The organism is Paenibacillus uliginis N3/975 (genome assembly GCF_900177425.1).
GTDB lineage: Bacteria > Bacillota > Bacilli > Paenibacillales > Paenibacillaceae > Paenibacillus_AQ > Paenibacillus_AQ uliginis.
In genome coordinates, this window is sequence record NZ_LT840184.1 from 3,361,196 (window position 1) to 3,385,205 (window position 24,010).

A 24,010-nucleotide genomic window follows, 5' to 3' on the forward strand; every position below is an offset into this window, starting at 1 on the left:
AATCACTCACCTTTTCCTGTTAATGATTTATAAATCGTGTCCACATTATGGCGATACATTCCAATATAAGTGCCTTCAGGTGTTCCCTCTTTCCCCATTGCATCCGAGAACAGTTCACCGCCGAGTTTAACGTTCAGTCCTTTACTTGCCGCTCCTTCAATGACCGCTTTTATCGAATTTGGATTAATGCTGCTTTCTACAAATACGGCTGGGATGCTGTATTCGAGTAGTGTTTGAATGGTCTCGTCAATATCAGAAATCCCGATTTCATCCTCAGTACTCAGTCCCTGTAGTCCAACAACTTTCATATCATGCATTCTTCCAAAATAACCAAAAGCATCGTGTGCTGTGACAATAACACGTTTGTCTTTCTCGATCTGCGCCAGCTTATCCTTAGATTCTTTACTCAGTGCGTCGAGCTCTTCGAAATATTTGACCTTATTACTTTCAAAGTATTCTGCGTTATCCGGAGAAAACGTCTTAAGCTCTTCAACGGCAGAATCCAGAGCCTGTTTCCACAAATCCAGATCAAACCAGATGTGCGGATCTACCGCTTTGGCATCATCCGTCAGCAACTGTTCTTTCGGTATGACTTCTCCGATAGCAAGAACAGGTCTGCTCTTACCGATCTGCTCGAAGATTTCCGTCATATTCCCTTCAAGATTCAGACCGGAGTAAAATACGACGTCACCGCCTTCAAGCTTCTGGATATCCCCTTGCGTTGCGTTATACAAATGCGGATCCACGCCAGGACCCATCAGACTCTGCACACTCACTTTGTCACCGCCGATAACCGAAATCGGCTCCGCAATTTGTGCAATGGTCGTTACAATCTGGATCTTCCCATCCACTGATTCCCCATTAGCCTTCTCCTGACGAGCAGAACATCCTGCGAGCACAAGTGAAAACCCTAATACCATAATACTCATGAACTTTGCTGTTTTTTGATACATCTTGTTCTTCACCCTCTTCTCCTTCTAATGTGTATGGGAAGTTTTGTATAGTGTGCCCTCATAAAACAAATATGGACAACAACAAATGTTTTTCCCTAAGGCAAAATTAATTCTATTTCCAAAGTAATTTCAAAATAGTTATTTGTCAAGAGGTTATATCTTTTAAAAACCTGCTTAATCCGTCCTACACAAGGATCTGATAATATAATAGAAACTTCTTATAACATGCGTAATATCAGCCTAAACAGCAGAAAAAGTTACATATACAGGAGCATGTTTTTTTCATTAGGTAAACATTTTTAACTACATAAAAAAATTTTGAAATATGACTCTAAACAGAAATGCAACACAAAAAAGCTCCCATTCGATAATTATTCGACCGAATATTTCAGGCCTGATAATTATTGAACAGGAGCTTTTCTATTATTAATTGATTTATCGAAGTTCTAGTACTCATGTCCGCGCACTTTAGCATAGATCATGAGATCCATAAGCTCCCCGCTGCCATCCCTCTTCCAATTCCGATGTATACCTTCAAGCGAAAAACCAGTCCTTTCCGCTACATGTTGACTGCGAGTATTTTTGTAATCAACCCGAATCTCAACCCGATTAGCTTCTAGTTCACGGATTGCGTAATCCGTAATACCGTTTACGGCTTCAGTCATCAGTCCCCTTCCAGAGCATGAGCTGCGTATCCAGTACCCGATCTCAAACTTACGTGCTTCCCAATCGATTCGGTGTAAACCGCTGCTGCCCACGAATGAGCCCGTCTGTTTATCAAAAAGATGCAGTACCAAATCCGTTCTTTCCTGGAAATTCAATCTGGCTTTTCGAACAAAAGCTTCCGATTCTTCCACTGAGGGAATGTTATTCGCAAAAGGAAGCCACCTTCGCAGATCTTCCGCACTCTCCCTGACAGCTTCGTTAACAGCCACACCATCACCCCATAACGGAGCACGAATAAGCAGTCGGTCCGTTTCAAAACTTTCAGGAAACTCAAGCAGTATCAAGCTCATTATTCTGAGCCCCCTCATCAATTGAATAAACGAATCTGTTTAATCTGCGTCAGGATTCGGTCCAATCTTTTTCTGGCATCCGTTCGGTGATCTGGAAGAAGATCGATAGCAGACATAGAGGCAATCTGCTCCACAACAGCATCAATGCTCATCGAATCAGTGTCTAAATGATGTCCAAACACTTCATGAGACAAGCCCTGAATACACCGATCAATTTGCTGCGCTGGCCAACTTTCTGACCCATCCCCCCGACTTCTAAGCCGCTTGAGTAAGACTTCCCTTGAAGCACAGAGCGTGTAATGATGTATAGTCACACCTTCGCGCCTTAACCGGCCGACAATCTCATCAAAGTATTGAGTATCCGTAATCGTCATAGGGACGATTATGATTCGGGATGACGTCTCATCCAAATAGCGCAGCATAGAGTAGTTAAATTCTCTCCACATCGGGTAATGCTGAAAATCACTTACTTTAGATTCGTCCGGTACATTTTTACGTATAAAATAACCTGCATTCTCGGGATCGAACAAAAATGAGTCGGGGATTCTTCGATTCAGTTCGTAAGAAGCCTGGCCTTTTCCCGATCCAAAAGCCCCGTTAATCCATATAATCATAATTTCACTCCGGTATGTATTTTTTAATAGTTTAATCGACTACCTTAGCAGGTTCATCATAGCGGGCGTAATCTATAAATCTGGTACCTTGGTATGTAAGTATACCAATATCTCCCTCAACAAGCATCCCGAATTTTTTGGCCTTCACTTCAAACTCCTGCCGTGAATGGTCTTCAAATTCAAAGGTAATGTAATAACTTGTCGATGCTCTTGAATCGCCAGATCCACCCCAAACTTGCGTCCGTTTAGTGACGATCTCACTTGGCTTGTTCAACATTTCAGCTGCATTGTTAGATGACCAAGTGATCAAGCCTTGAACTCCTTTGGCAAGAACGATGACAACAACGACCACCACAACAATGCCAGCAAACATGGGAATAAATGCCGGAGCTCCGCCGAATCCTGGGCTGCTTAATGCCTCCATCTCGATCTTCCCTTCATTTAATTTTCGATCAGTACTACTTTTAATAACGTCCTTAGGCCCGGAATAGTTACAAACAGCAGTAAAAAAATACCTCTAATCACGACTCAATGATTTTGATCTATTACAAATTAATAGAATAACTAGATACTTATAGAAAAATGAATTTGCATCTTCTTACGCTTCACCAGACTTTGCCTGCGGTTCCTCCAATTACATAACTGGCTAAATGTCTTGTCCTGCAAGGACTAAAGAGATTTTTCCGCTCTGAAATTGTGACAAATCTGGTAACTATCGCGAATGTATGAACAAACTATGAACTCACCGTAAACCGCAGTATTACAGTGATCTGTCTCACATTCAGTTCGTTTTGTAACAATTTGAACACACAATGTTACACACTTCGTCATTATTAAACCATTAAATGTCAATGTAGCAAGTAAATTCATTTTGCAAAGCACTGACGGACTTCTTACTATAGCAATAGGAATGAATAACGCTTGAAGAACGAGTAGGAAGGAAAGGGGTACAACATGAAAAAAAGAGGGCCGTTATTTGCATTGTTCCTGAGCTTAACCTTGCTCTTATCGGGATGCAGCTCGCTTACAGTACTAGATCCTAAGGGACCAGCTGCAAGGACCCTATCTGAGACCATCATATTATCCATAATCATGATGCTCGGAGTTTTAGCTGTAGTTTACGTCTTATTTGTCTTTATGCTAGTGAAATACCGGGCTAAGAAATCTAATGAAGGTTATGTGCCTCCACATGAAGAGGGCAGCAAGTGGTTAGAGATAACTTGGATTACTATTCCTATTATTATTGTAGCCTTTCTGTCGGTAGTAACTGTGAAAACCACGGTTGCCGTTGAAAACGTTCCAGAGGGCTATGAGGACCAGAAACCTCTTGTTATCTACGCCTCTTCCTCGGACTGGAAATGGCACTTTAGTTATCCGGAGGAAGGCATTGAGACCGTTAACTATGTGAACATCCCGACAAATCGTCCGATTGAGTTCCGGAATTATTCCTTCGGGCCGATCACCAGCTTATGGATTCCTCAGCTGGCAGGACAAAAATATGCCATGAGCGACATGTTAACTAAACTCAATCTGGTTGCTGATGTCCCTGGATCTTACATCGGTAAGAACTCGAACTTTAGCGGCGAAGGATTCGCACACATGGAATTCGAAACACTGGCAATGACTCCTGCTGAGTTTGATGAGTGGGTGAAAGACGTTAAGGAGACTGCACCTGAATTAACCGAAACCGAGTTCAATAAGCTTCTTGAAACGGATCACGTCGGTAGAATGTCCTTCTCGAATAACCACCTGACTTTCAGCCCTCCACCTGCTGAGCATGGTCATCACGGAAATGCAGCTCATCAGGAGAACGGAACAGAGCATTCCGATCCGGACAGTGAACATAATGATAACCCGGACGAACATAGCTCAACAAACCATGAAGGACATTAATGTTATGGAGGATCTGCTCCTCCATAAGACGAAATGCACTTCGGACATCCAGAAAGGAGTTAAGCCCTTATGAAATGGGACGAATTTTTCGTTACCGGTGAACCATTAATCTACGGCGCCATGGTGAGTATCGCACTCGTCTCGCTCGCAATTCTCGTAGGTCTAACCTACTTCAAAAAATGGGGATATTTGTGGCGGGAATGGCTAACTACAGTAGATCATAAGAAAATAGGTGTAATGTATATCATATCTGCATTACTTATGCTGTTCCGTGGCGGTGCTGAAGCACTTTTGATGCGTGCTCAAACATCCATGCCTGATATGAAAATTTTGGACGCACAGCACTATAACGAAATATTTACAACACATGGCCTTATCATGATTCTCTTTATGGCTATGCCATTTATCTTTGGTCTGATGAACGTAATCATCCCGCTGCAGATTGGCGCACGTGACGTTGCTTTTCCGCGTCTGAACGCAATCAGCTTCTGGTTGTTCTTCGCAGGAGCTATGCTCCTTAATCTCGCCTTCGTTATCGGAGGATCACCTGACGCAGGTTGGACCGCATATTTCCCTCTGGCCAGCAATGAATTCAGCCCGGGTGTAGGTATGAACTATTACTCCCTCGCCCTTCAAATATCGGGGATCGGGACACTGCTTACCGGTGTAAACTTTATTGTTACCATTCTTAAAATGCGCGCACCAGGCATGACTTTGATGAAAATGCCGATGTTTACCTGGTCCATTCTCATTACTTGTGTCATCATTATCTTTGCATTCCCAGTATTAACGATTGCACTGCTTCTGATGATGTTTGACCGACTTTTCGGTTCCCAGTTCTTCACGATGGCGAACGGCGGTATGGATATGCTGTGGGCCAACCTGTTCTGGGTATGGGGTCACCCTGAAGTATACATTGTTATTCTGCCTGCCTTCGGTATTTACAGTGAGATTATTTCGGCCTTCTCGAAAAAAAATCTCTATGGTTATACATCGATGGTTATCAGTATGGCCGTGATTTCCGCTTTGTCTTTCCTTGTCTGGGCTCACCATTTCTACACCATGGGTCAAGGCGCTATGGTCAACGGTTTCTTCTCCATTACAACGATGGCTATTGCCGTTCCGACCGGAGTCAAGATTTTCAACTGGCTGTTCACGATGCGAAAGGGCCGAATAACCTTTACGACACCGATGCTTTATTCACTGGCCTTTATTCCAGTCTTTACGATCGGTGGTGTGACAGGTGTCATGCTGGCGATGGCCAGCGCGGATTATCAGTATCACAACACGATGTTCTTGGTGGCGCATTTCCACTACACTCTCATACCAGGTGCCGTGTTTGCTGTACTCGCAGGTTTTCATTACTGGTTCCCTAAAGTGTTCGGCTTCCGCCTGAACGAGCGACTTGGTAAAGCCGCCTTTTGGTTCATCGCCATTTCGTTTAACGTAACTTTCTTCCCGATGTTCTTCCTGGGATTGAAAGGTATGACGCGCCGGATGTACACCTACTCAGCTGAGACAGGGTTCGGACCACTGAGCATGATCTCGATGGTCGGTGCAATCGGTTTGACAATAGGTTTCATTCTTCTCGTCTACAACATTTACTGGAGCACACGTTATCAGCCTCGGGACAAAACCGGAGATCCATGGGATGCTCGTTCGTTGGAATGGTCTACGCAAAGTCCTGTGCCAGTATATAACTTTGCTGTTACACCAAAGGTTACTAAACGTGATGCCTACTGGTTCGCCAAGCAGGATAAAGTTCCACTGTCAGATGAAAAGATTACGAAAATTCATATGCCGAGCAATTCAGGAAAACCATTCATTCTCGGTGTAGTCTTCTTCTTCTTCGGATTCTTCTTGGTATTCAGTTGGTGGACACCAGCTATTATTTCCGGTATAGCCCTCATCATAGTTTTGGCTACGATGTCCTTCGACCGGGATAACGGTTACTATATTCCGGTAGAAGAGATTGTTCAAACAGAAAACAAATTGCGGGGTGATACGGTATGAAAATAGATGCCACTCAGCCGCTTGAATACGGAACAGAGGAAAACAGCAACAAGATTTTTGGATTCTGGTTGTTTCTCGGAGCTGAAATCGCACTGTTCGCAACCCTGTTTACCACCTACTTGATTTTGGTCAATCGCTTTGCGTCTGGCCCGAGCGGTGCTGAAATATTTGAGATTGGTCCAGTTATGATCGAGACCTTCCTCTTGCTAACATCAAGCTTCACAATTGGACTTGCGGTTCACAGTATGCGCCTTGGTCTGAAAAAGCAGATGATGATCTTCATGATCATCACCCTGCTGCTCGGCGCTGGGTTCCTTGGAATCGAAATATACGAGTTCTTCACTTACGTTCATGAGGGTGCTACATTATCGACAAGTGCTTTCTTGTCCAGCTTGTTCGTACTTCTGGGTACTCACGGTGCGCACGTTGCCTTCGGTCTCTTGTGGGGATCGGCTATTCTAATCCAGTTGAAAAAGCATGGCTTGGATCATCGTACAGCTAATAAATCATTTATCTTCTCGCTGTACTGGCACTTCCTGGATGTTGTGTGGATCTTTATCTTCAGCTTTGTTTACCTGAAAGGACTGATGTGACATGATGAAACAGCTGTTTCCGATTAAGCATGTAGTAGGTTATGTTTCCTCTCTCGTCCTTACAGCCCTTGCACTGGTTGTGCTTATGGATTTTCCGGCTGCGGTGAAAATGGGAATACTTGTAGTAACAGCTATACTGCAAGCATCCCTCCAGCTCGTCTTGTTCATGCACATCGGGGAATCGGACGATAAAAAATCACTGTATATCAATATCGCCTATGCATTGTTCGTTGCATTGGTTACGATTTTTGGATCGCTCTTCATCTTTGTGTGGGGCTGGTACGCTTAATACTCGTGAACCGAACCTGCATGAAGCTTGAAAACACTAAAAATGCCCTCCTTGATTTCTCAAGGAGGGCATTTTATGTTCAGCGTTTTCGCATCCATTTTATCAGTACATATATACTACCAACAACAATCAAGACTAGACCGATAAGCAAACAAATACGAACCAGCATCGGACCAAGATTCAAGAGAGACCCTTCAGGGTCTGACGTTGCAGAGACCATGAGACACATCAGGCCAACCGCCATTAGCGCCACAGCGAGCATCCACTCAACCTTCCTCATAATCTTCCTCCTGACTTCCTGAAAGAGGAAAACATATGTCGAATCTCGTGCCAACTCCTGTTGTGCTGCTTACGTGAATTTCGCCGCCTTGCAGATCAATCAGTTTTTTAGCGATAGATAATCCCAATCCAGTGCCGCCATACTGGCGGGAGCGAGACTTCTCCACCCGGTAGAACCGGTCGAATAAGAATGGAAGCTCATCCTCAGGTATTCCTATACCTGTATCTTCAATCGTCATCGTTACTTGATTGGCATCACTGTGCAGTGACACTGTAACATCTCCAGACTCCGTATATCGCACAGCATTATCCAACATATTTATAAAAATTTGCTCCATACGTAGACCGTCACCTCGGATCAATGGAATATCAGAGCCATAATTAGCTTGTAAATTCAAACCCTTCTCTTTAACTCTCCATTCCATTTTACGAACCGCACTTCGGGCGATCTCCGTCAGATCTATCCACTCCAGAGTCAAGCTGATCTTTCCTTCTTCCATTTTGGCCAACTCGAACAAGTCATTTACCAGCCGCTGCAGACGAACAGCTTCCTCCTGAATGATATCAAGATACTTGTCCTTCTCTTCCTCTGAAGTATATAACTTCTCCTTTACAACTTTTGCGTAGCCTTCCAGATACGTAATCGGTGTGCGCAGCTCATGAGATATATTTGCAAAAAACTCTTGCCTCGTATCCTGGTAGCGCTGCAAATCCCTTGCTAGATCATTTATGGCCTCGGCAAGCAAGCCAATTTCGTCCCTGCTCTTAATCGTGAGTCGTGTTTCCAAATCTCCCACAGCAATTTTGCGGGTTGCTTGCTGCATTTGCAGTAATGGACGGGATAATACCTGAGCCGCTATCCAAATAAAGCCTAACGCAAGCAGGAATGCTCCAACGCCTGACAAAATAAGCAGATTGCGTATGTTGGCAATGGATTCATCGACATGTTGTGTTGAAGCAAGCAAATATAAAGCTGAGTCGCTTACACGATGGGTATCATCCTGCGGAATAGCCATGCCGGTTACCAGATAGCGATTACCGTCAGGATCTGTGTGTTTAAAGTTCACCGTCTCCCCGGAGAAAATTTTTTGAACATCTTTGTCGTGAATGAAAGAATGATCCGAAGGATCATGCGAGCCTGAATGTGCTGTTACATCTCCTTTATTGCTGATAAAGAATATACTCACGTCAGAGAAATCCGCAAACGCTTCAAGGGAATGCTCGGATGATTGATCCTTCGATGCAGCCATCATAACAAAGTGCGCTGTCATTTCACTATAGTTGTTTCTCATTTCCGCGTAGTGAAAATTAGTAAACATACGGTCTATAGCCACACCTAGAAAAAGGATTACAATCAAAAATAAGGATATCATCCATAAACCAAGCTTTGTTCCGATTCGGTTATGAATCATGCTGCTCACCAGCCTGGTGGAATTTATATCCAATCCCCCATACCGTTTGAACGGGATTATAACTCAGACCAGCCTTGTGCGCTTTTTCCCGGATATTTTTCACATGCGTATCAATGACGCGCGATTCCCCATGATAATCATACTCCCACAGACGTTCAACAAGCTCTTCTCGGGAATAGGCACGATGATTGTTTTGTGCAAGCGTAAGTAGCAGATCGAATTCTTTTTGAGTAAAATCTACGGGCTGATTACGAATTAATACTTCACGCCCCTCAGGGTGGATCGACAGCTCGGGGTAGTGCAGTTTCACTTCAGGCGGTGCATTCATTTTCGATATCGTATACCGGCGGATTAGGGAATACACCCTTGCAATGAGCTCCTCGGATTCGAACGGCTTAGTTAGATAATCATCTGCACCGATGCCCAGACCATGAACTTTGTCCTTCGTTTCCGAACGTGCGGTCAACATCAGAATTGGAACTTGGCTGTGTTCGCGAATCTTTTTGCATACTTGCCATCCATCCGTATCCGGCATCATCACATCGAGAAGTATAACATCAAAAGAATGCTGCATCGCCAAAACCAGTGCCTCATGGCCCGTTGCCGCCTCCTTGACCTCGAAACCTTCCTTCATCAGATAAATCCGCAATAAATTGCGCATATTCCACTCATCATCTACTACAAGTACTTTTATTTTCATTAGCGCTTCACCTGCTCTATAATCATAATTCCTCTTATTATAAGTCAAAAATATGTTGAAAACATGAAGGCACTCTTTCACGCCCGAAATTAGGATTACCGGAATTGACGTTGACGGTTAGTTCGAATGGTAGCATCTGGTTATGGTTCAAATAAAAGAAAAAACCAGTCTACAACACACAACGTGTCAGACTGGTTTTTGACATCTGTTCTTTAGGAATCTTGCAATGAGCCAGCTTCGCTGTCCCACATCATTGAGCCACCGTTACCGCGCATCATGTGGCCGTCATTTACGGCATTATTAGAGGTTTGTCCTCCGTTACGCATCATGCCACCGTTATTCCCGTGACAGCTCTCATACATGTCATTCAGCTGCTGCTCCGAAGCTCCTGGGTGCATTTGTTTCATAAACGGCAGCATGTCCTGAAAAGACAGGTCATTAACATCAGCATATACCATCGTGCCGAGTCCAAATGTAAGTACTGCAACCCCTATTCCAGCGAGAAATTTGTTCTTCATGATGTATCGCCTCCTTATAAACCCATCATAACGAGAAATGATGTGGTTTTTGTGTAGAGGCTGTGACACTGATGTGAATTAGTGTCCGCTATGAGCATCCCCACCGGAAGACGGAACAATTTCAAGCATATCATCGATTTCGCTTTGACCTTTGTCAGAAATCGAATTTACATCTCCTGTGATCCATGCGTGATTGTACGGCCCCTCTGTAGGACTCTTCTCGAATTTAGGCTGAATCGACATTACATATTTCATCACAGACTCCGGCATTCCGTCCTTGTCTGTAAACAGAAGCGGTGCATGCTTGCCCAAGTGGGAGAATGGGGCGACCGCAATACTCAGCATGGTAGAGTCAGCAGGCAGGAACGAGAAGTTATGTCCAGGACTGTCAATACCCCAGCCGAACTCCGTTTCAATATCCTTGAATTTGGCAAAATTCACAGCATTCTCATATGGATCTTCACCGGAAATCCGCGTAACCTTTCCATAAGCCTTCAATTCTTCCTCAACTTTTTTGGATATCGAAGATTCAGGTCCAATTAAATAAATATTCGCTTTACCGCCGCGAGTATTCAGAGCCTCAATCGTCTCTTTAGGCACCTCGTCCTTATTAACGTATAGCAGAGGTTCAGGCATATGAGCAATCCAGTTCACAGCCGGCAGTGTATATTCAGGGCTGTCCATCGATCCGACAATGACGGATTCTGGCGTACTCCCCGCTACCTTGGCGTAATAAGCGTCTATAGCCTTGGCTACAGCAGCAGGCTCTTCCCCTTCCACTTTATCTACTTTGTAATTCAGCTCTTTGAGCTGCTCTTCCACTTTCTCAGCAACCTTGCCAACAATAATTACCTGAACTCCATCGTTGCTCGCAGAGCCTTTTGGATTTAATCGTTTCAGCTCATTAAGCGTAGCTTCCGGAATTCCATCCCTATTCACAAACAAAATCGGTCCGTTGCTCGGATGATGGATCAGATCGGCGCTGGCCGCCGCAATCTGCCAGTTCTCTGAATCCACAAGCACAACGCTTCCAGCCTTGTTGTTATCGTTCGTTGATGTCCAGAGCGTCTTGGAAGCCACTACAGCTGCTTCAACGGGATCGGATGTATTAATCCGCGTTGTATTCTTGGTACCGACCCATGGCGTGCTCACTTCCGTCTGAGAGACAGCTGTGCTTCCAGTAGAAGGATTAGAAGGTGGCTGAGCGTTGTCATTATCCTGACATCCTGCCAATATGCCTACTGCAAACAAAGCTGTTGCACCGGCAGCTAACACTTTTTTCATAGATAAATCCCTCCAGATCTTCTGCTTTGTCTCGTCCTATCTTTGGACTGTTATCAACTTACCCAACAAATATGTGGAATCTGTGTAGGAAGTGTGAATTTTCTGGAGGGTTCAAATATTAAATATCTTCTAGTGTAGCTTCACCATCAAAATCAGGTAGGGCAAGAGGCATTGCACCAGTTCGGATTCTCCTCATATGATCAGTCAGCATGCTGACGTAAATCTCATCTCTAGCAAGCCAGGCTCCATAGTTACGCTTAATATGCCGCTCGGCATCCTCAAACGTCTTAAAATGAAAGGCAAGCGGTTCATCATTCCACTCCACCGCCCATTGCCCTGACCGTGATAGATAAACGAAAATTTTATCATCCCCCCAACTTTCATACAGCACACCAGTTTCTGAACCTTTTATATTAAATTGATTACGGGCAGCATCCGCTCTCATGGGTTCAAGTTCAAACGGCTCTTCTACAAATAATTTAAATACCACATCACCAATATTGCAGCCGGAAGCCTTGGCATGGCCGCCTCCTCCATAGCGCATAGCAATAGCAGATACATCAATATGTTCGTGAATCGTTCGAAGACTCATTTTTCGACCGCCCATGTTTAATATGGCAATGAAATCCAAGTGTGGATGGCTTGTCCCCAGCTCACTGGCTAGTTCGGAATGATATGATTCCGCATACACAATGCCGGCACACTCGCTGCCAATAAAGGTCTGAATCATTTCCCTTCTTTTGCGGCGGATGTAGCGTTCGATTTTATTCTCCTCCATGTCAAGGATTTTCTCCTCGAATTCATCGAAGGTGAAGCTTTGTTGACTCCGAAGCCGATCCACCATTTTAGTCTCAAACTCATCAAGGGATACCATGAAGAACAGGTCGTTCAACCGCTTGGCTTGCAACTTGTTTTCGGACTCCCATTCCCATGTATCATAAAGCCGGACCAATTCCACGAACTGATCCATCGATTCGGTACGCGAAAGCATTCCGTTTTTGATCAAATATTCATAAAACAATGATGTAGCTGAGGAAAGCCGTCCGTCAGCGTGATATACATCGACCTGAGCCCAAGAGTAGTCGTTAAAATGATTTGCTGTTTTATGATGATCAATCAACCGGACATGGCCACCGTCCTTTACATAGCGATCTAAACGCTGCTCCAGCTCGCTGTTGACTGTAAGGTCCGTAATAAACAGCAGATCGTCTGGGTTTCCCTGAACGGGTACCCGGTTCAAATACCTTTCCACCTGGAAGTTCAGTCCGCTGATGGAATTGTAACGGATATCAACCTCGTCTCCGAATGCGCACTTTGCAATAATGCCACAGCCCACTCCATCAAGATCGTTATGGCTATATAAATAATACATTGAGTGAACAGCTCCTTATAAAAATGTTTATTTCTAACTTTAAGTTCCCCTTTATTTTTCCACTTTAGTCACCTTTGTGAGACGCTACGCGTACGAATCGTTCCTACGATCGCTCTTGCCCCCGAATTTCTTGAATTATTCCTTAACGGAAGAAATCCGTGGACAAAGGCGAACACTTCGTTTCTTCGGAATCGCTTCGTCCTCTCCGCTGCTTCGTGTATGACCACATTTGTAACTAGTTTAATACATCAGGCCTGTTGATTAACCATATAACGGAAACTGTGTTCTCTCAGAAAGGGCAGACCTCTCCATGAAAAGAGAAAGCTTTACACGCCAAATCGCAGGCAGTTGGCCGTGCAGCAACAGTCGTGAGAACTCCACAAAAGAAAGAGTGACATGACGCGGCACCATCAAGCTGCCTGTATCATAGAAAAACTTCAACGCGACTCTATAGAGAAAAAATGGACGGGGACCTTTTCCAATCTCCGTCCATTTTGCTACACAAGCTTAAAAGATCTACTTGAAATCTCCACATCAGGATTTAGTTCCTTCAATTGCATTCCATAGTCTTTTTTCATCTGTGAGATATGCAGTGATTCTAAATCAGGAAAGTACTCCTTTAGATGAATTAGATCAACCTGCACTTCGCATAAAATAAAATCAATGTGCTTAACATTCTTTAGCCCGCCGATCTCTGTTAGATTCATTTCATTCGGGCAGCTGTTTACTATTAAGGTCTCTATTCCCTCAAAAGTCTTTAACGTACGTAAATCCAGCTTTTTGCAGCCATCTACAACCAGCCTTTTAATCCTCTGGTTACCCCCTGTAAAACGTTCTAGACTACGACAACCTAATACATCTATAGTAGTTAATCCTGATATTGCTGCTGTATTTCCTAATTCTTTAAATTTGCATCTCTTAAATGACAAATTTTCAAAATGAACGTCTTTCCATTCCTCTAAATCAGGCTCCATCGAGCGATAGATGTCTATTGTTTTAAGATACTTGAACCCAGCAATAGCAGTTAAATCCTCTTTTCGCTCTACATAAAGATCAATGCCAGTTACTGTTGTATTAGAAAACTGAGAGATATCTCTGCGACGATTGGAGTGGGTTTGAATTTTAATATATTCACCTTTAGTAAACGACTCAATCCCATCAAATGATTGAATATGTTGTCCATAGACAAACAAAAATTTCAGATTCGTAAATGCACTTACTATACTAAGATTTTTTAAAGAAGAATTATAGTCGATTATCAGTTCTTCAATTTTATCAATGCCGTTCATCCGTTTCAGATGCTCAATCAAAGCCTCACCATCTACTTGTATTTCCGATGGATTGGTTATCCTCAAGCTGTCATATTGCGGTTCTATAGATGAGAGTTGTGCAAATCGAGACTCATCTACTATTAGCTCTTCTGACATGATGTTCATCCTTTCTGATCAAAGTTATTTGGTAGTACGGGGTTGAATAGTCCTGGAACAAAATACCTCCATGCATCCAAATATCCCCAAATCACTTCTCCCTCAACCTTCCAGAATTGGATAATCAACAGGCCTGTTAATACATATTATTTGCCTAGAAATCCTCCTTCAGATTTTATCACTTGTCCAGTAATCCATTGAGACTCATCGCTTGCTAATAAGCTTATACCTCGAGCAGCATCTTCCGGTAACCCAATCCTTCCCATAGGGAACATAGTTAGAAATTGGTGTTTCATCTCTTCATTAATCCAGCCTGAATCGGTTGGCCCGGGATTAAACCCATTCACTGTAATATTGAGTGGTGCTAAACCCACGGAAAGAGGTTCAATTAATCCAATTAGTGCGGCTTTCGTTGCAATATAGGCCAAGTTATTCGGATCAGGCCCCCCTGATACCATAAAGATAATCCTTCCAGGGGTCTCCTTAGAAAGCTTGTTCTCAAATCTCTTTGCAAATTCTGTAGTGAGCAAGATCGTTCCACGAATGTTCACTGCATAATGCTGGTCTAGCGTATTTTTGTCCACGTTTCTGAAATTTGTAGAAAGCTCGTATGTTGCATTGTTAATTAATATTGAAGGGGTGCCAAATGATTTTTCTACTTGATCCATTATAAGAGCAGGCATTTCGGGTTTAGCTAAATCTGCTTCCATATGGCTTGCTCTAACACCCAAGTTCTCCAGTTCTTTGCATAAATGTTCAGGCCACTCCGGTTCCCCACCATTGCCTTCTGTTTCATCAAAAGCACGCCAATGAGTAAAGAATATGTCTGCTCCTAAACTTGCAAGCGAACGGCAGATAGCTGTTCCGATCCCCTTTGATCTGCTTGCACCAGTAACAATTGCAATTTTATTTTCCAATGAAATCATTTATTGTTCCTCCATTCATTTTTAGGAGGATAAGCAGGTAGAGATCAATAGAGATGCAATCTCCCATAAAATAAAAATGGATACCATTACATTGGTATCCACATGACGGGTTTATGAAAATACATCCCTGCGTATCCTTTTTCTGATAGGTATCCTAATTTATATTTAAAATTAGTTTGCAGCCTGTACAGGTCTAGGACCCTTGGACGATTTAACTTCATACATCCCGTGTGAAGAGCTTACAATATGATCAGGCGTCGGTTTGCCGCGACTGTTCCGGTGGCCTTGAATATGCGCTTCACTCGTCTCCCAGCGCTTCCATGCTTCCTTAGAGTCCCAACGGATCATCACGATAACTTCCTCAGTCTCGTCGCCTCTGCGAGCATTTTTGACCATGACACTCAGATCAATGAATCCTTCGATCTCCTCGATCGGTCCTGGTCCGCTAAATCTTTCCACGACAAGATGAGACGTGCCGGATTTGACGATGATTGTTTTAGTTTCGATTAACATGCATACCCTCTCCCCTAGGATAATTCTACTAAGTTTCATTTTATTGATAAAGATTATCATTGTCAACCAATAGAAGCTGATACCTAAAAAAGCCTGCCAACCTGTTAAGGATGATCAGGCTCTTATAGAGAAAATTTACCGGCTTGATGTACAGGAATGGCAATCATCTGTTAAGTAGAACAACGATTTGAACCCGACTTTTTTGAGCTTACGTGCGGCGAGCAGTCCCTCAGACCGATTCGGGGTTACGATAATAACCTCGTCTTCCGTACTCAATTCTTTATCCCATACAAAGGGCAGCCTACCAAGGGAGATGTTAACTGATTCCTTCAAATGACAGGCAGTATATTCAGAGACGTCCCGAACATCAAGCACCTTTAGATTCGGGTGATCTTTTTTGGCCTGAGTGAGCTCACTGCACTTCATCAGTTTCAGTCCGTGAATTGGAACCCAACGGCGGTATGCGTAAACCAGCAGCATAGCTGCAATCATATATGCGAAAAACAAAACCCATTCCTCCCCAAGGTCACCTAATAACCTCTTGATTAGGCAAAACGCCAAAAAAATAAGAACTGCATGCAGGTAAGTGTGAATAACATGAATTATTGTAACATGAAGGTGCTGCGCATAGGTTACATATGATTCAAATATATTACCCCCATGGGTATAATATAAGATGTAATGATTCGTATGTCAAGTCGTTGAGCAGAGTTCCAAAACTCATAATACGGCCGTTTAATCAGCAAAAAAAGCCCCCAGAACCATATCGCATTCCGGGAGGCCTTGGATTGTGAGGACACTTTAAAAAAATCTTGAGAAAATTCTACGGGATTCCGGCTCAATGCTGTTTCTGCAGGGTGGTCGACTTTCGATCCGTGTGGTTCCATCCAGATCTTACTGGATAGTTTAGAGCGCGCACTCCTCAATCTCAAACCCAAGGTCTTCGATCATCTGCCAGTCCCAATGCTGCTCCTGACCAGCTGTTGTTAGATAATCGCCTACAAAAATGGAGTTTGCCGCATATAAAGCCATTGCCTGAAGGGATCGTAGGTTGACCTCCCTGCCACCGGCAACTCGAATCTCCTTCGTTGGATTGACAAAACGCATCATAGCCAAAAGTTTCAGACATTTGGCAGGTGTAAGCTCACTCCGGCCTTCAAGCGGCGTCCCATCAATCGCATTCAAGAAGTTACACGGTATCGAATCCGCATCCACCTGTCTTAACGCGAATGCCATTTCCACCGCTTCTTCATCACTTTCACCCATTCCGAATATAACTCCGGAACACGGTGAAATTCCTGAACATTTAACCTGTTCAATCGTGTCAATCCGGTCTTCGAAGGTATGGGTTGTCGTAATATTTCCATAGTTACCTTTAGAAGTGTTCAAATTATGGTTATAGCGGTGAACGCCTGCTTCAGCCAGCTTCTGTGCCTGATGTTCTTTCAAGAAGCCAAGGCAGCAGCATATTTTTAAGTCTGTTGTCTCTCTGATTTCCCGGACGGCATCCGCTACATGCTCTATTTCCCGGTCTGTAGGACGGCGTCCGGAAGCGACAATACAGTAAGTCCCCGCTTTTCTACGAATCGATTCATGAGCTCCTTCGATAATTTTCTCCTTTGTAAGCCAGGCGTACTTCTCGATCGGTGCTTCTGAAACGATGGATTGAGAACAGTAGCCGCAATCCTCAGGACACAGTCCTGATTTGGCATTGATGATCATGTTAAGCTTAACCTTCCTGCCAAAATAGTGGCTTCGGATCATAAATGTTGCTTGCAGTAAAGCTAACAGCTGATCATCACTGCTACGTACAATTGCTACTGCTTCATTAGCCGTAACTTGGTGTCCATCAATCACCCTATTCGCCAGCAGTGTCCATTCATGAATTGTCTGTGTAATCATAAGTAAATCCCCTTTAGCTATTCTATTGTAAACCTTAAATTAACAAAATAAAGTTAACAATAAGGATACAATAAACGAAATAGCCTTGTTTATCAATCCTAATGATACGTTTAAATTCGTGCATAACGACTTTGAAATACACAAAAACCAACAGGCCTCCCAAGGGATGGCCTGTTGGTTTTTTCTAAGAGATATCCCTATTACTCATTTAAGTTCTACTTATAGAACAACTTCTGCTTTATATTATGGAGCTCTCTGTGGCAGAAGTTTTACATATTCATCAGACAACTTCATAAGCTTCAGCACGTAATCATAGTCATCCCGGTAAGGTGAAATATCTTGAACGGGCTGCAATGTTTTTAATGAAACCGCCGTTCCATCCTCAAATCCATCTCCAGGGACAAACATAACCTCATTGTTGAAGAACGAGCCTGTCGGCAAGTAATATCTCATTCCGAATACGTTCTTATCAATGTTCAGCAGATCCTGCCCCATAGCGGTAAACTGTTCATTTTTCAATGAAATCCCCATGATGTTCGCGATCGTTGGCATCATATCAACTTGACCTCCGACCTGTTCAATCGTCTTCCCTTCCTTCAGCCCTGGTATGTGGACTATAAAAGGAATGTTAAACCGACTGATTCTCTCATGATAAGGAACACCCAGAGAAGACGTAATCAGACTGGGATCTGTATCGTTACTGTTAATTCCAAAGTGATCACCATATACTACCAGAACCGTGTCTTCCCATAACCCATTTTGTTTCAGTGATTCGATCAGCTTACCCAGTGCGTAATCCGAGTAGTTGACGGAATCCAGATAATTGCCCAGTTGTGTGCCTTTTAGGTCGGAGGGAATATTAATTTTCGAAAAATTCTCCGGTACCGTGAACGGCGAGTGGCTCGATACGGTAACAAATTGAGCATAAAATGGTTTGTTGTCTTTATTCACATTACTCAGCTTTTCTATTCCCACACGATACAATTCTTCATCAGAAGGTCCAAAACTATTAAAATGATCGTTGGTGAAGTATGGTTTATCGTAGAAATGATCAAAAGCAAGAGCCGGATACATCTTGTTTCGATCCCAGAAGCTGACTTCATTTACATGAAACGTATTAGACACATACCCTTGTTCACTAAGCATACGCGGCAGACTCGGAAGTTCCCGGCTACCAAAGCCAGTCGACATCGCAACCGAACCTAAAGGATATATCGAGGTGTTCGATAAGAACTCAGCGTCCGATGTATTGCCTTGGCCAATCTGCTGGAACACATAAGGAAAGTACAATCCCTCATCCGCAAGTTGATTCATTATAGGCGTCAATACCTGATTATCCAGAGACTGATGTATCGGGAAATTCTGTAGCGACTCCATCTGAACGACAATCAGATTTTTACCTTTACCTACCCCAAAATATTCTGACGGTTGGCCCTCCTTCTTCGCTTCCCGATAAGGGTAGCTTTCCTGCAATTGCTTAATTTCTTTAATCGTATCCTGTAGGTTGCCTTCCGCTAAAGCCCGATTTTCCTGCCCGCTTTTAACGACAGCAGCTACCTGATAATTCATAAAGCCCATATGCTCCGCGCGAACAAGTTCATTCTCAATTCCCCATGCTTTGCGGATCGATAACCCTGATATGACTACTCCCAGGATCAACAGGCCGGCCATACTTAACTTCCATCCGGAAATCCTTTTTGAGCCTCTATAAGAAGTCTGCGTAAAAGTGGTGAAGCCTCCGGATCTGGAATTCCGCCGGCGAAACCGGTTCACGATCCAAAAAACAGCCATAACCAGTACATCCGCAAAGAAAATGAAATGTTCTGGTTCAAGTAACGTCGTTATGCTGGAGCGCACCTGATGCACCTGTCCAAGACCAGATAACGCAGTATATGTCGGTATGGATCCAAAGTACACATTATAAATAGCAGACGCGAACAAAATGAGCGACACAACGAGATTAAACACCCAATAAACGACATGTCGTCTCTTCATGGGAATGAGCAGCTCCAGAAAGCTCATCAATACAAGCAGAGAAAAGGCATCTGTTGGGACTTTCCCCCACATGACTTCATTAAATAAAAACAACCTTAATAACATCAATTTCAGCAGCAGAAGCAAAAAAACACCGCTGAACAATCCTGCTCTTTGTTTCCACGTTCTTTCCATGTTCTATCTATCTCCCTACTTCTATTTTAAAATGTAATTTTAAGAATCGTTCCCTATTATAACAGGTATGTAAACCTCAATCTATTCAACCACAGGAGAAAGAACGCCCAAAGCTTGTAAATCATGGTCAATTGTCTCATGCACACCTCTCCCGTCTCACGTACGATAGAGCATTCCAATCAAAGGCTGGAGGGTTTAAGCATGAAAACGGTAGTAACCGGCGGAGCGGGTTTTATTGGCTCTCACCTCGTCAACCGGCTGGTTTCACAAAGCTATGAAGTACATGTGATCGATAACCTGACAACCGGTGATCCAGGTCGGTTGCATTCCGAGGCGGTTCTGCATGTCACGGATGTGGGTAGTGATCAGGCGGCGACATATATCCGGCTGCTTAAACCGGATATCGTCTTTCATTTAGCGGCGCAAACGGATGTGCAGCAGTCCATCAAGTCACCAACTGCTGATGCGTACGCTAATATTAAGGGAACAATTAATGTATTGGAAGCATGCCGGGCAGCCAAAGTTCGAAAAATCATATTTGCATCGTCATCCGAAGTGTACGGAAATGTAGCAAAGGATGTTCTGACTGAGGATGATCCGGTATCTCCGATTTCTTTTTATTCCTTATCTAAGCTCGCGGCTGAACAGTACATCCGTCTGTATAAACACTTTTATGGACTGGAATATACCATACTCCGTTATAGTCATGTATATGGCCCCAGACAAACGACAAATGGTGAAGGTGGTGTTATTGCCGTCTTTGGTGAACAGATGAGTAGCGGACTCCCTCTGAGCATATTCGGAGACGGTACACAGACACGGGACTTTATTTATGTAAAAGATGTAGTCGAAGCCAATCTGGCCGTCATCGACCTTGGACATAGTGATACATTGCATGTGAGTACGGGACAGTGCACAAGCGTTAACCGGCTAGTCGATATCGTGCGCGGACAATTTACCGGTGACATTCATGTGAACTACCTTCCTGCCAAGCCGGGAGACATTGCACACAGCTGCCTTGATAACAGTAAGATCATGTCCATGCTGAATTGGAAGCCTGAATATACAATTGAACAAGGTTTAATGGAAACTACCCGATATTGGAGTGTCTCCTCCAACAACGATAACGTATGACAAGTAGAACCAGTTTAACTGTCTTATAAAGACGGTTACGTTTCTGCGAGGAATATTAGATTATTTATGCATGAAACTTATAAATTCCAATATTCAGAAAAAGCGCCCCCGATCAAAAGCTGATCGTTGGCGCTTTATTTAAGGTGTTCGAAAATTCAGCCCAAACTCTCTGTCTGCAGATCGGTTGGAGCTACGGCTGTAGCTTTCTTGGATGGTCGGACATTTAGGAACAAGATGAGTCCAAGCAGCACGAGTGCACCCCCGGCAGCCTGCAGACCATTCATAGACTCGTTAAGAAGGAGAAACGCGAGCAGGCTTGCTCCCACCGGTTCCCCAAGAACGCTCATCGATACCGTTGAAGCGGATGAATAACGCATAAGCCAATTAAATAGAAGATGGCCGAATACCGTTGGCACGACAGCAAGCAGGGCGAATATTCCCCACTCTTTAGCTGCATATCCTGTTAGCGGGATCCCTGAGAACACATTGTAACCAGCCAGGAACAATGCCGCAAAAACAAATACAAACCAGCTGTAAAGAAATGAAGGTATCCGTTTAAGCAACATTTGCCCCAGAAGCATATGTGCCGCGATCGCTCCCGTTCCGAACAGTGACATTAAATCACCTGTCAGATGGCTACCTGTACCGCTCATTCCACTTTTACCGATCAGCAGGAACACGCCAAGAAAAGCGATTCCCATCCCGGATAGCGCAGAGACAGATGTTCTCTCTTTAAAGAAAACATAAGCTCCGATCATCACAAAAACCGGCTGAAGCGCCAGAATGATCGTTGAGCTTGCAACACTAGTCCATTGCAGTGAACCCATCCATAGCAGAAAATGAACCGCCAGCATCATACCGGAAGCCATAAGTTTCAATATGTCTGTTCCTTTAAGTTTGCGGGCTTGCGAAATATATTTGATTCCAAAAGGCAGCATGAAGAGCATGGTGAGAATGAGCCTGTACATGGCTTGAATCGACACAGGCGCATCGGACCACTTCACAAAAATAGATGAGAATGAAATAGCAGTTATTCCGATAAAAAGCAGAATAGCTACTGGAATTGGCGGTTTTTCTGGATTCATGATGGTTAAATGTCTCACCTTTCGTGTATTATTAGAGAATGATTTATTTTATTGTAAGGAGATTAATTGTAGCGCTATGAAGACAACAAAGCAGCAACGAACTAAAATGAGCCCTCCCAAATTTTTAGCTATCGGTTTTCTTTCCATTACGCTCTTCGGCACATTCTTGCTCAAGCTGCCGATTTCTACAGAAAGTGGTATGCCGACACCACTGATCGATGCGTTTTTTACGGCTGTATCCGCCATCAGCGTGACAGGTCTCACCGTAGTAGACACCGGTACGCATTGGTCAATGTTTGGAGAAATTGTCATGCTGATGCTTGTTCAGCTTGGAGGTCTTGGATTTATGACCTCCGCGACATGGATCGCGCTGATGTTGAACCGCAGAATATCTCTACGGGAACGAATGATTCTTCAGGAAGCGATGGGGCAATACCAGATCCAAGGAATTGTCGACCTGATCCGTCGTGTTCTCGTCTATGCATTTACCATTGAAGGGATAGGCGCATTACTACTCACTTTGCGTTTTTGGGCGGAGATGCCGCTGACCGATGCTGCTTACCTTGGCATATTCCAGAGTGTCTCAATTTTCAATAACGCAGGGTTCGATCTGTTTGGCGGCATTCATGGTCCATTCACTGGATTTGCAACCTATGGCACCGATCCGATACTCAATATCATTAATATGGCCCTTATCTTTCTAGGTGGGATTGGATTTATCGTCATGTTTGATGTCATTGAATATCCTAAGTGCCGAAAGCTTTCTCTGCATTCCAAGGTAGTCCTTACCGTAACATCACTGCTAATTGTTATCGGTGCGCTGATGCTGTTTATTTTGGAATTTAATAATCCGGCAACACTCGGTCCACTCTCTTACCCGCAGAAGATTATGGCCTCCTTCTTCCAATCGGTTACATCACGATCAGGGGGAGTCAGTACGATTGATATTGGTGGACTGCAGCAATCATCCCAATTTTTCATGATTATGCTGATGTTTATTGGTGCCGCTCCCGGATCAACGGGTGGAGGTATTAAAGTAACGACTTTTGCCGTCCTGATTGGTGCCGTTATCACGATGATACAGGGTAAACGTGATGTAGTGCTGTTCCGGAACCGTATCTCTCAAGCAGTCGTTTATCGTGCGGTCACCTTGACCATACTATCATTGCTGCTTCTGGTTGGGTTTTCCATGTTCTTGTCTGCGACGGAATCCAGTGATTTTCTGGCTATTCTGTTTGAAACCGTGTCCGCTTTCGGTACAGTCGGACTGTCTATGGGACTGACAACCGAGCTGTCCGAGATTGGAAAAATAGCTATTGCGCTGGTCATGTTCCTTGGACGTTTAGGACCACTGACGCTGGCATACGCGCTGAACCGCAGACGCTATAAGGACTTGTACCGTCATCCGGAAGGCAAAATCATTATTGGCTAATCATTTTACAGACATGACGCCCTTTGAATCACAGAACAAACCGTCCGCTTCCCTCACGGGAGACGGACGGTTTATTTGTGATCAGCCCTGATGATTTACAATGGGACTGAGACTAGAGCTTTATGCGAATCCGCCGGCATCAATAGCAGCATCCAGCAGATCGTCAAACAGTTCGTCATTCTCTTCAATTTGAGCGTCAACTTTCAGAAATTGCTCCTCCGGACCCGGCTCACCGGCGAAATTCAGACTGTAATCCCAGTCTCGTCCATTCTTGCTCATAAATGTGATCTCATAAGCAGAAGTTTGTCCTTCCAAGGTAAATACGGTGTATCCTATAAAATTATTCTCCTCATCACGCTGCATACCTGCACGATCGATGGTAACCTGTGACATAGGTCCACTCTCCTTCAAAATGCTTAACAATGTTGCTCATAAAACTCAGTATATCACTTTTTATGTGGATCGATTAATGTTTTTCATCTGAGC

General features: G+C 43.8%; 24 protein-coding genes. 6 read left to right on the forward strand and 18 right to left on the reverse strand.

Features of this window, described 5'->3' with window-relative positions:
* Positions 1 to 2 precede the first annotated feature (2 nt).
* The 4 genes from B9N86_RS15800 to B9N86_RS15815 form a co-directional block, all read right to left on the reverse strand.
* A complete protein-coding gene (locus tag B9N86_RS15800) occupies positions 3 to 929 on the reverse strand; it encodes a metal ABC transporter solute-binding protein, Zn/Mn family (RefSeq protein ID WP_208920425.1) in 927 nt (308 codons plus the stop codon).
* A 470-nt stretch (positions 930 to 1,399) separates the two neighbouring features.
* Positions 1,400 to 1,969, reverse strand: a complete 570-nt coding sequence (locus tag B9N86_RS15805) for a GNAT family N-acetyltransferase (RefSeq protein ID WP_208914133.1) — start codon at positions 1,967 to 1,969, stop codon at positions 1,400 to 1,402.
* Between the two features lie 17 nt (positions 1,970 to 1,986).
* Positions 1,987 to 2,583, reverse strand: coding sequence for an AAA family ATPase (locus B9N86_RS15810; protein ID WP_208914134.1), 597 nt, complete (start codon positions 2,581 to 2,583; stop codon positions 1,987 to 1,989).
* Between the two features lie 31 nt (positions 2,584 to 2,614).
* Positions 2,615 to 3,007, reverse strand: a complete 393-nt coding sequence (locus B9N86_RS15815) for a DUF2500 domain-containing protein (protein WP_244562717.1) — start codon at positions 3,005 to 3,007, stop codon at positions 2,615 to 2,617.
* A gap of 530 nt (positions 3,008 to 3,537) precedes the next feature.
* On the opposite strand from B9N86_RS15815, the gene qoxA reads away from it, so the two are divergent.
* From qoxA to qoxD, 4 genes are all read left to right on the forward strand, one after another.
* Entirely contained in the window at positions 3,538 to 4,476 is a 939-nt protein-coding gene (gene qoxA, locus B9N86_RS15820; protein WP_208914135.1) for a cytochrome aa3 quinol oxidase subunit II, read from the forward strand.
* Between the two features lie 69 nt (positions 4,477 to 4,545).
* Positions 4,546 to 6,489, forward strand: a complete 1,944-nt coding sequence (qoxB, locus tag B9N86_RS15825) for a cytochrome aa3 quinol oxidase subunit I (RefSeq protein WP_208914136.1) — start codon at positions 4,546 to 4,548, stop codon at positions 6,487 to 6,489.
* Complete coding sequence (gene qoxC, locus B9N86_RS15830) at positions 6,486 to 7,082, forward strand: cytochrome aa3 quinol oxidase subunit III (protein WP_208914137.1); 597 nt, start codon at positions 6,486 to 6,488, stop codon at positions 7,080 to 7,082. Before qoxB ends, qoxC begins: the two co-directional genes overlap by 4 nt.
* Before the next feature lies 1 nt (position 7,083).
* Positions 7,084 to 7,371: a cytochrome aa3 quinol oxidase subunit IV gene (qoxD, locus tag B9N86_RS15835; RefSeq protein WP_208914138.1), complete on the forward strand. Its 288-nt coding sequence runs from the start codon at positions 7,084 to 7,086 to the stop codon at positions 7,369 to 7,371.
* A 79-nt stretch (positions 7,372 to 7,450) separates the two neighbouring features.
* Here qoxD and B9N86_RS15840 read toward each other — a convergent pair whose 3' ends face one another.
* From B9N86_RS15840 to B9N86_RS15895, 12 genes are all read right to left on the reverse strand, one after another.
* Complete coding sequence (locus tag B9N86_RS15840; protein ID WP_208914139.1) at positions 7,451 to 7,651, reverse strand: hypothetical protein; 201 nt, start codon at positions 7,649 to 7,651, stop codon at positions 7,451 to 7,453.
* The gene (locus B9N86_RS15845) at positions 7,638 to 8,942 is read right to left on the reverse strand and encodes a sensor histidine kinase (protein WP_244562718.1); all 1,305 of its coding nucleotides are present in this window, start codon (positions 8,940 to 8,942) and stop codon (positions 7,638 to 7,640) included. Before B9N86_RS15845 ends, B9N86_RS15840 begins: the two co-directional genes overlap by 14 nt.
* A gap of 109 nt (positions 8,943 to 9,051) precedes the next feature.
* A complete protein-coding gene (locus B9N86_RS15850) occupies positions 9,052 to 9,762 on the reverse strand; it encodes a response regulator transcription factor (RefSeq protein ID WP_208914141.1) in 711 nt (236 codons plus the stop codon).
* A gap of 212 nt (positions 9,763 to 9,974) precedes the next feature.
* On the reverse strand, positions 9,975 to 10,280 hold the full coding sequence (locus B9N86_RS15855) for a hypothetical protein (RefSeq protein WP_208914142.1): 306 nt from the start codon (positions 10,278 to 10,280) through the stop codon (positions 9,975 to 9,977).
* A gap of 78 nt (positions 10,281 to 10,358) precedes the next feature.
* Complete coding sequence (locus tag B9N86_RS15860) at positions 10,359 to 11,564, reverse strand: cell wall-binding repeat-containing protein (RefSeq protein WP_208914143.1); 1,206 nt, start codon at positions 11,562 to 11,564, stop codon at positions 10,359 to 10,361.
* A gap of 118 nt (positions 11,565 to 11,682) precedes the next feature.
* Positions 11,683 to 12,936, reverse strand: a complete 1,254-nt coding sequence (locus B9N86_RS15865) for a DHH family phosphoesterase (protein ID WP_208914144.1) — start codon at positions 12,934 to 12,936, stop codon at positions 11,683 to 11,685.
* 497 nt (positions 12,937 to 13,433) lie between these two features.
* The gene (locus B9N86_RS15870; protein WP_208914145.1) at positions 13,434 to 14,363 is read right to left on the reverse strand and encodes a hypothetical protein; all 930 of its coding nucleotides are present in this window, start codon (positions 14,361 to 14,363) and stop codon (positions 13,434 to 13,436) included.
* 146 nt (positions 14,364 to 14,509) lie between these two features.
* Entirely contained in the window at positions 14,510 to 15,289 is a 780-nt protein-coding gene (locus tag B9N86_RS15875) for an SDR family oxidoreductase (protein ID WP_208914146.1), read from the reverse strand.
* A 171-nt stretch (positions 15,290 to 15,460) separates the two neighbouring features.
* Positions 15,461 to 15,802, reverse strand: coding sequence for an antibiotic biosynthesis monooxygenase (locus B9N86_RS15880; RefSeq protein ID WP_208914147.1), 342 nt, complete (start codon positions 15,800 to 15,802; stop codon positions 15,461 to 15,463).
* A gap of 135 nt (positions 15,803 to 15,937) precedes the next feature.
* Positions 15,938 to 16,309, reverse strand: a complete 372-nt coding sequence (locus B9N86_RS15885; RefSeq protein ID WP_244562719.1) for a rhodanese-like domain-containing protein — start codon at positions 16,307 to 16,309, stop codon at positions 15,938 to 15,940.
* Between the two features lie 399 nt (positions 16,310 to 16,708).
* Positions 16,709 to 17,704, reverse strand: a complete 996-nt coding sequence (gene bioB / locus B9N86_RS15890) for a biotin synthase BioB (RefSeq protein WP_208914148.1) — start codon at positions 17,702 to 17,704, stop codon at positions 16,709 to 16,711.
* A 243-nt stretch (positions 17,705 to 17,947) separates the two neighbouring features.
* Positions 17,948 to 19,873 carry an LTA synthase family protein gene (locus tag B9N86_RS15895; protein ID WP_208914149.1) on the reverse strand — a complete coding sequence of 642 codons (1,926 nt, stop codon included), beginning with the start codon at positions 19,871 to 19,873 and terminating at the stop codon, positions 17,948 to 17,950.
* Between the two features lie 201 nt (positions 19,874 to 20,074).
* On the opposite strand from B9N86_RS15895, the gene B9N86_RS15900 reads away from it, so the two are divergent.
* Positions 20,075 to 21,007: an NAD-dependent epimerase/dehydratase family protein gene (locus B9N86_RS15900; protein ID WP_208914150.1), complete on the forward strand. Its 933-nt coding sequence runs from the start codon at positions 20,075 to 20,077 to the stop codon at positions 21,005 to 21,007.
* A gap of 155 nt (positions 21,008 to 21,162) precedes the next feature.
* Here B9N86_RS15900 and B9N86_RS15905 read toward each other — a convergent pair whose 3' ends face one another.
* Positions 21,163 to 22,092, reverse strand: coding sequence for a DMT family transporter (locus tag B9N86_RS15905; RefSeq protein ID WP_208914151.1), 930 nt, complete (start codon positions 22,090 to 22,092; stop codon positions 21,163 to 21,165).
* Between the two features lie 76 nt (positions 22,093 to 22,168).
* On the opposite strand from B9N86_RS15905, the gene B9N86_RS15910 reads away from it, so the two are divergent.
* Positions 22,169 to 23,524: a TrkH family potassium uptake protein gene (locus tag B9N86_RS15910; RefSeq protein ID WP_208914152.1), complete on the forward strand. Its 1,356-nt coding sequence runs from the start codon at positions 22,169 to 22,171 to the stop codon at positions 23,522 to 23,524.
* A 120-nt stretch (positions 23,525 to 23,644) separates the two neighbouring features.
* Here B9N86_RS15910 and B9N86_RS15915 read toward each other — a convergent pair whose 3' ends face one another.
* Complete coding sequence (locus tag B9N86_RS15915) at positions 23,645 to 23,917, reverse strand: hypothetical protein (RefSeq protein WP_208914153.1); 273 nt, start codon at positions 23,915 to 23,917, stop codon at positions 23,645 to 23,647.
* Positions 23,918 to 24,010: the final 93 nt, after the last annotated feature.

Bases quoted from the DNA above. Each gene is read 5' to 3' on its own strand.
- B9N86_RS15800 (WP_208920425.1), bottom strand. From the start codon at position 929: ATGAGTATTATGGTATTAGGGTTTTCACTTGTGCTCGCAGGATGTTCT.
- B9N86_RS15805 (WP_208914133.1), bottom strand. From the start codon at position 1,969: ATGAGCTTGATACTGCTTGAGTTTCCTGAAAGTTTTGAAACGGACCGA.
- B9N86_RS15810 (WP_208914134.1), bottom strand. From the start codon at position 2,583: ATGATTATATGGATTAACGGGGCTTTTGGATCGGGAAAAGGCCAGGCT.
- B9N86_RS15815 (WP_244562717.1), bottom strand. From the start codon at position 3,007: ATGGAGGCATTAAGCAGCCCAGGATTCGGCGGAGCTCCGGCATTTATT.
- qoxA (WP_208914135.1), top strand. From the start codon at position 3,538: ATGAAAAAAAGAGGGCCGTTATTTGCATTGTTCCTGAGCTTAACCTTG.
- qoxB (WP_208914136.1), top strand. From the start codon at position 4,546: ATGAAATGGGACGAATTTTTCGTTACCGGTGAACCATTAATCTACGGC.
- qoxC (WP_208914137.1), top strand. From the start codon at position 6,486: ATGAAAATAGATGCCACTCAGCCGCTTGAATACGGAACAGAGGAAAAC.
- qoxD (WP_208914138.1), top strand. From the start codon at position 7,084: ATGATGAAACAGCTGTTTCCGATTAAGCATGTAGTAGGTTATGTTTCC.
- B9N86_RS15840 (WP_208914139.1), bottom strand. From the start codon at position 7,651: ATGAGGAAGGTTGAGTGGATGCTCGCTGTGGCGCTAATGGCGGTTGGC.
- B9N86_RS15845 (WP_244562718.1), bottom strand. From the start codon at position 8,942: ATGAGAAACAACTATAGTGAAATGACAGCGCACTTTGTTATGATGGCT.
- B9N86_RS15850 (WP_208914141.1), bottom strand. From the start codon at position 9,762: ATGAAAATAAAAGTACTTGTAGTAGATGATGAGTGGAATATGCGCAAT.
- B9N86_RS15855 (WP_208914142.1), bottom strand. From the start codon at position 10,280: ATGAAGAACAAATTTCTCGCTGGAATAGGGGTTGCAGTACTTACATTT.
- B9N86_RS15860 (WP_208914143.1), bottom strand. From the start codon at position 11,564: ATGAAAAAAGTGTTAGCTGCCGGTGCAACAGCTTTGTTTGCAGTAGGC.
- B9N86_RS15865 (WP_208914144.1), bottom strand. From the start codon at position 12,936: ATGTATTATTTATATAGCCATAACGATCTTGATGGAGTGGGCTGTGGC.
- B9N86_RS15870 (WP_208914145.1), bottom strand. From the start codon at position 14,363: ATGTCAGAAGAGCTAATAGTAGATGAGTCTCGATTTGCACAACTCTCA.
- B9N86_RS15875 (WP_208914146.1), bottom strand. From the start codon at position 15,289: ATGATTTCATTGGAAAATAAAATTGCAATTGTTACTGGTGCAAGCAGA.
- B9N86_RS15880 (WP_208914147.1), bottom strand. From the start codon at position 15,802: ATGTTAATCGAAACTAAAACAATCATCGTCAAATCCGGCACGTCTCAT.
- bioB (WP_208914148.1), bottom strand. From the start codon at position 17,704: ATGATTACACAGACAATTCATGAATGGACACTGCTGGCGAATAGGGTG.
- B9N86_RS15895 (WP_208914149.1), bottom strand. From the start codon at position 19,873: ATGGAAAGAACGTGGAAACAAAGAGCAGGATTGTTCAGCGGTGTTTTT.
- B9N86_RS15900 (WP_208914150.1), top strand. From the start codon at position 20,075: ATGAAAACGGTAGTAACCGGCGGAGCGGGTTTTATTGGCTCTCACCTC.
- B9N86_RS15905 (WP_208914151.1), bottom strand. From the start codon at position 22,092: ATGAATCCAGAAAAACCGCCAATTCCAGTAGCTATTCTGCTTTTTATC.
- B9N86_RS15910 (WP_208914152.1), top strand. From the start codon at position 22,169: ATGAAGACAACAAAGCAGCAACGAACTAAAATGAGCCCTCCCAAATTT.
- B9N86_RS15915 (WP_208914153.1), bottom strand. From the start codon at position 23,917: ATGTCACAGGTTACCATCGATCGTGCAGGTATGCAGCGTGATGAGGAG.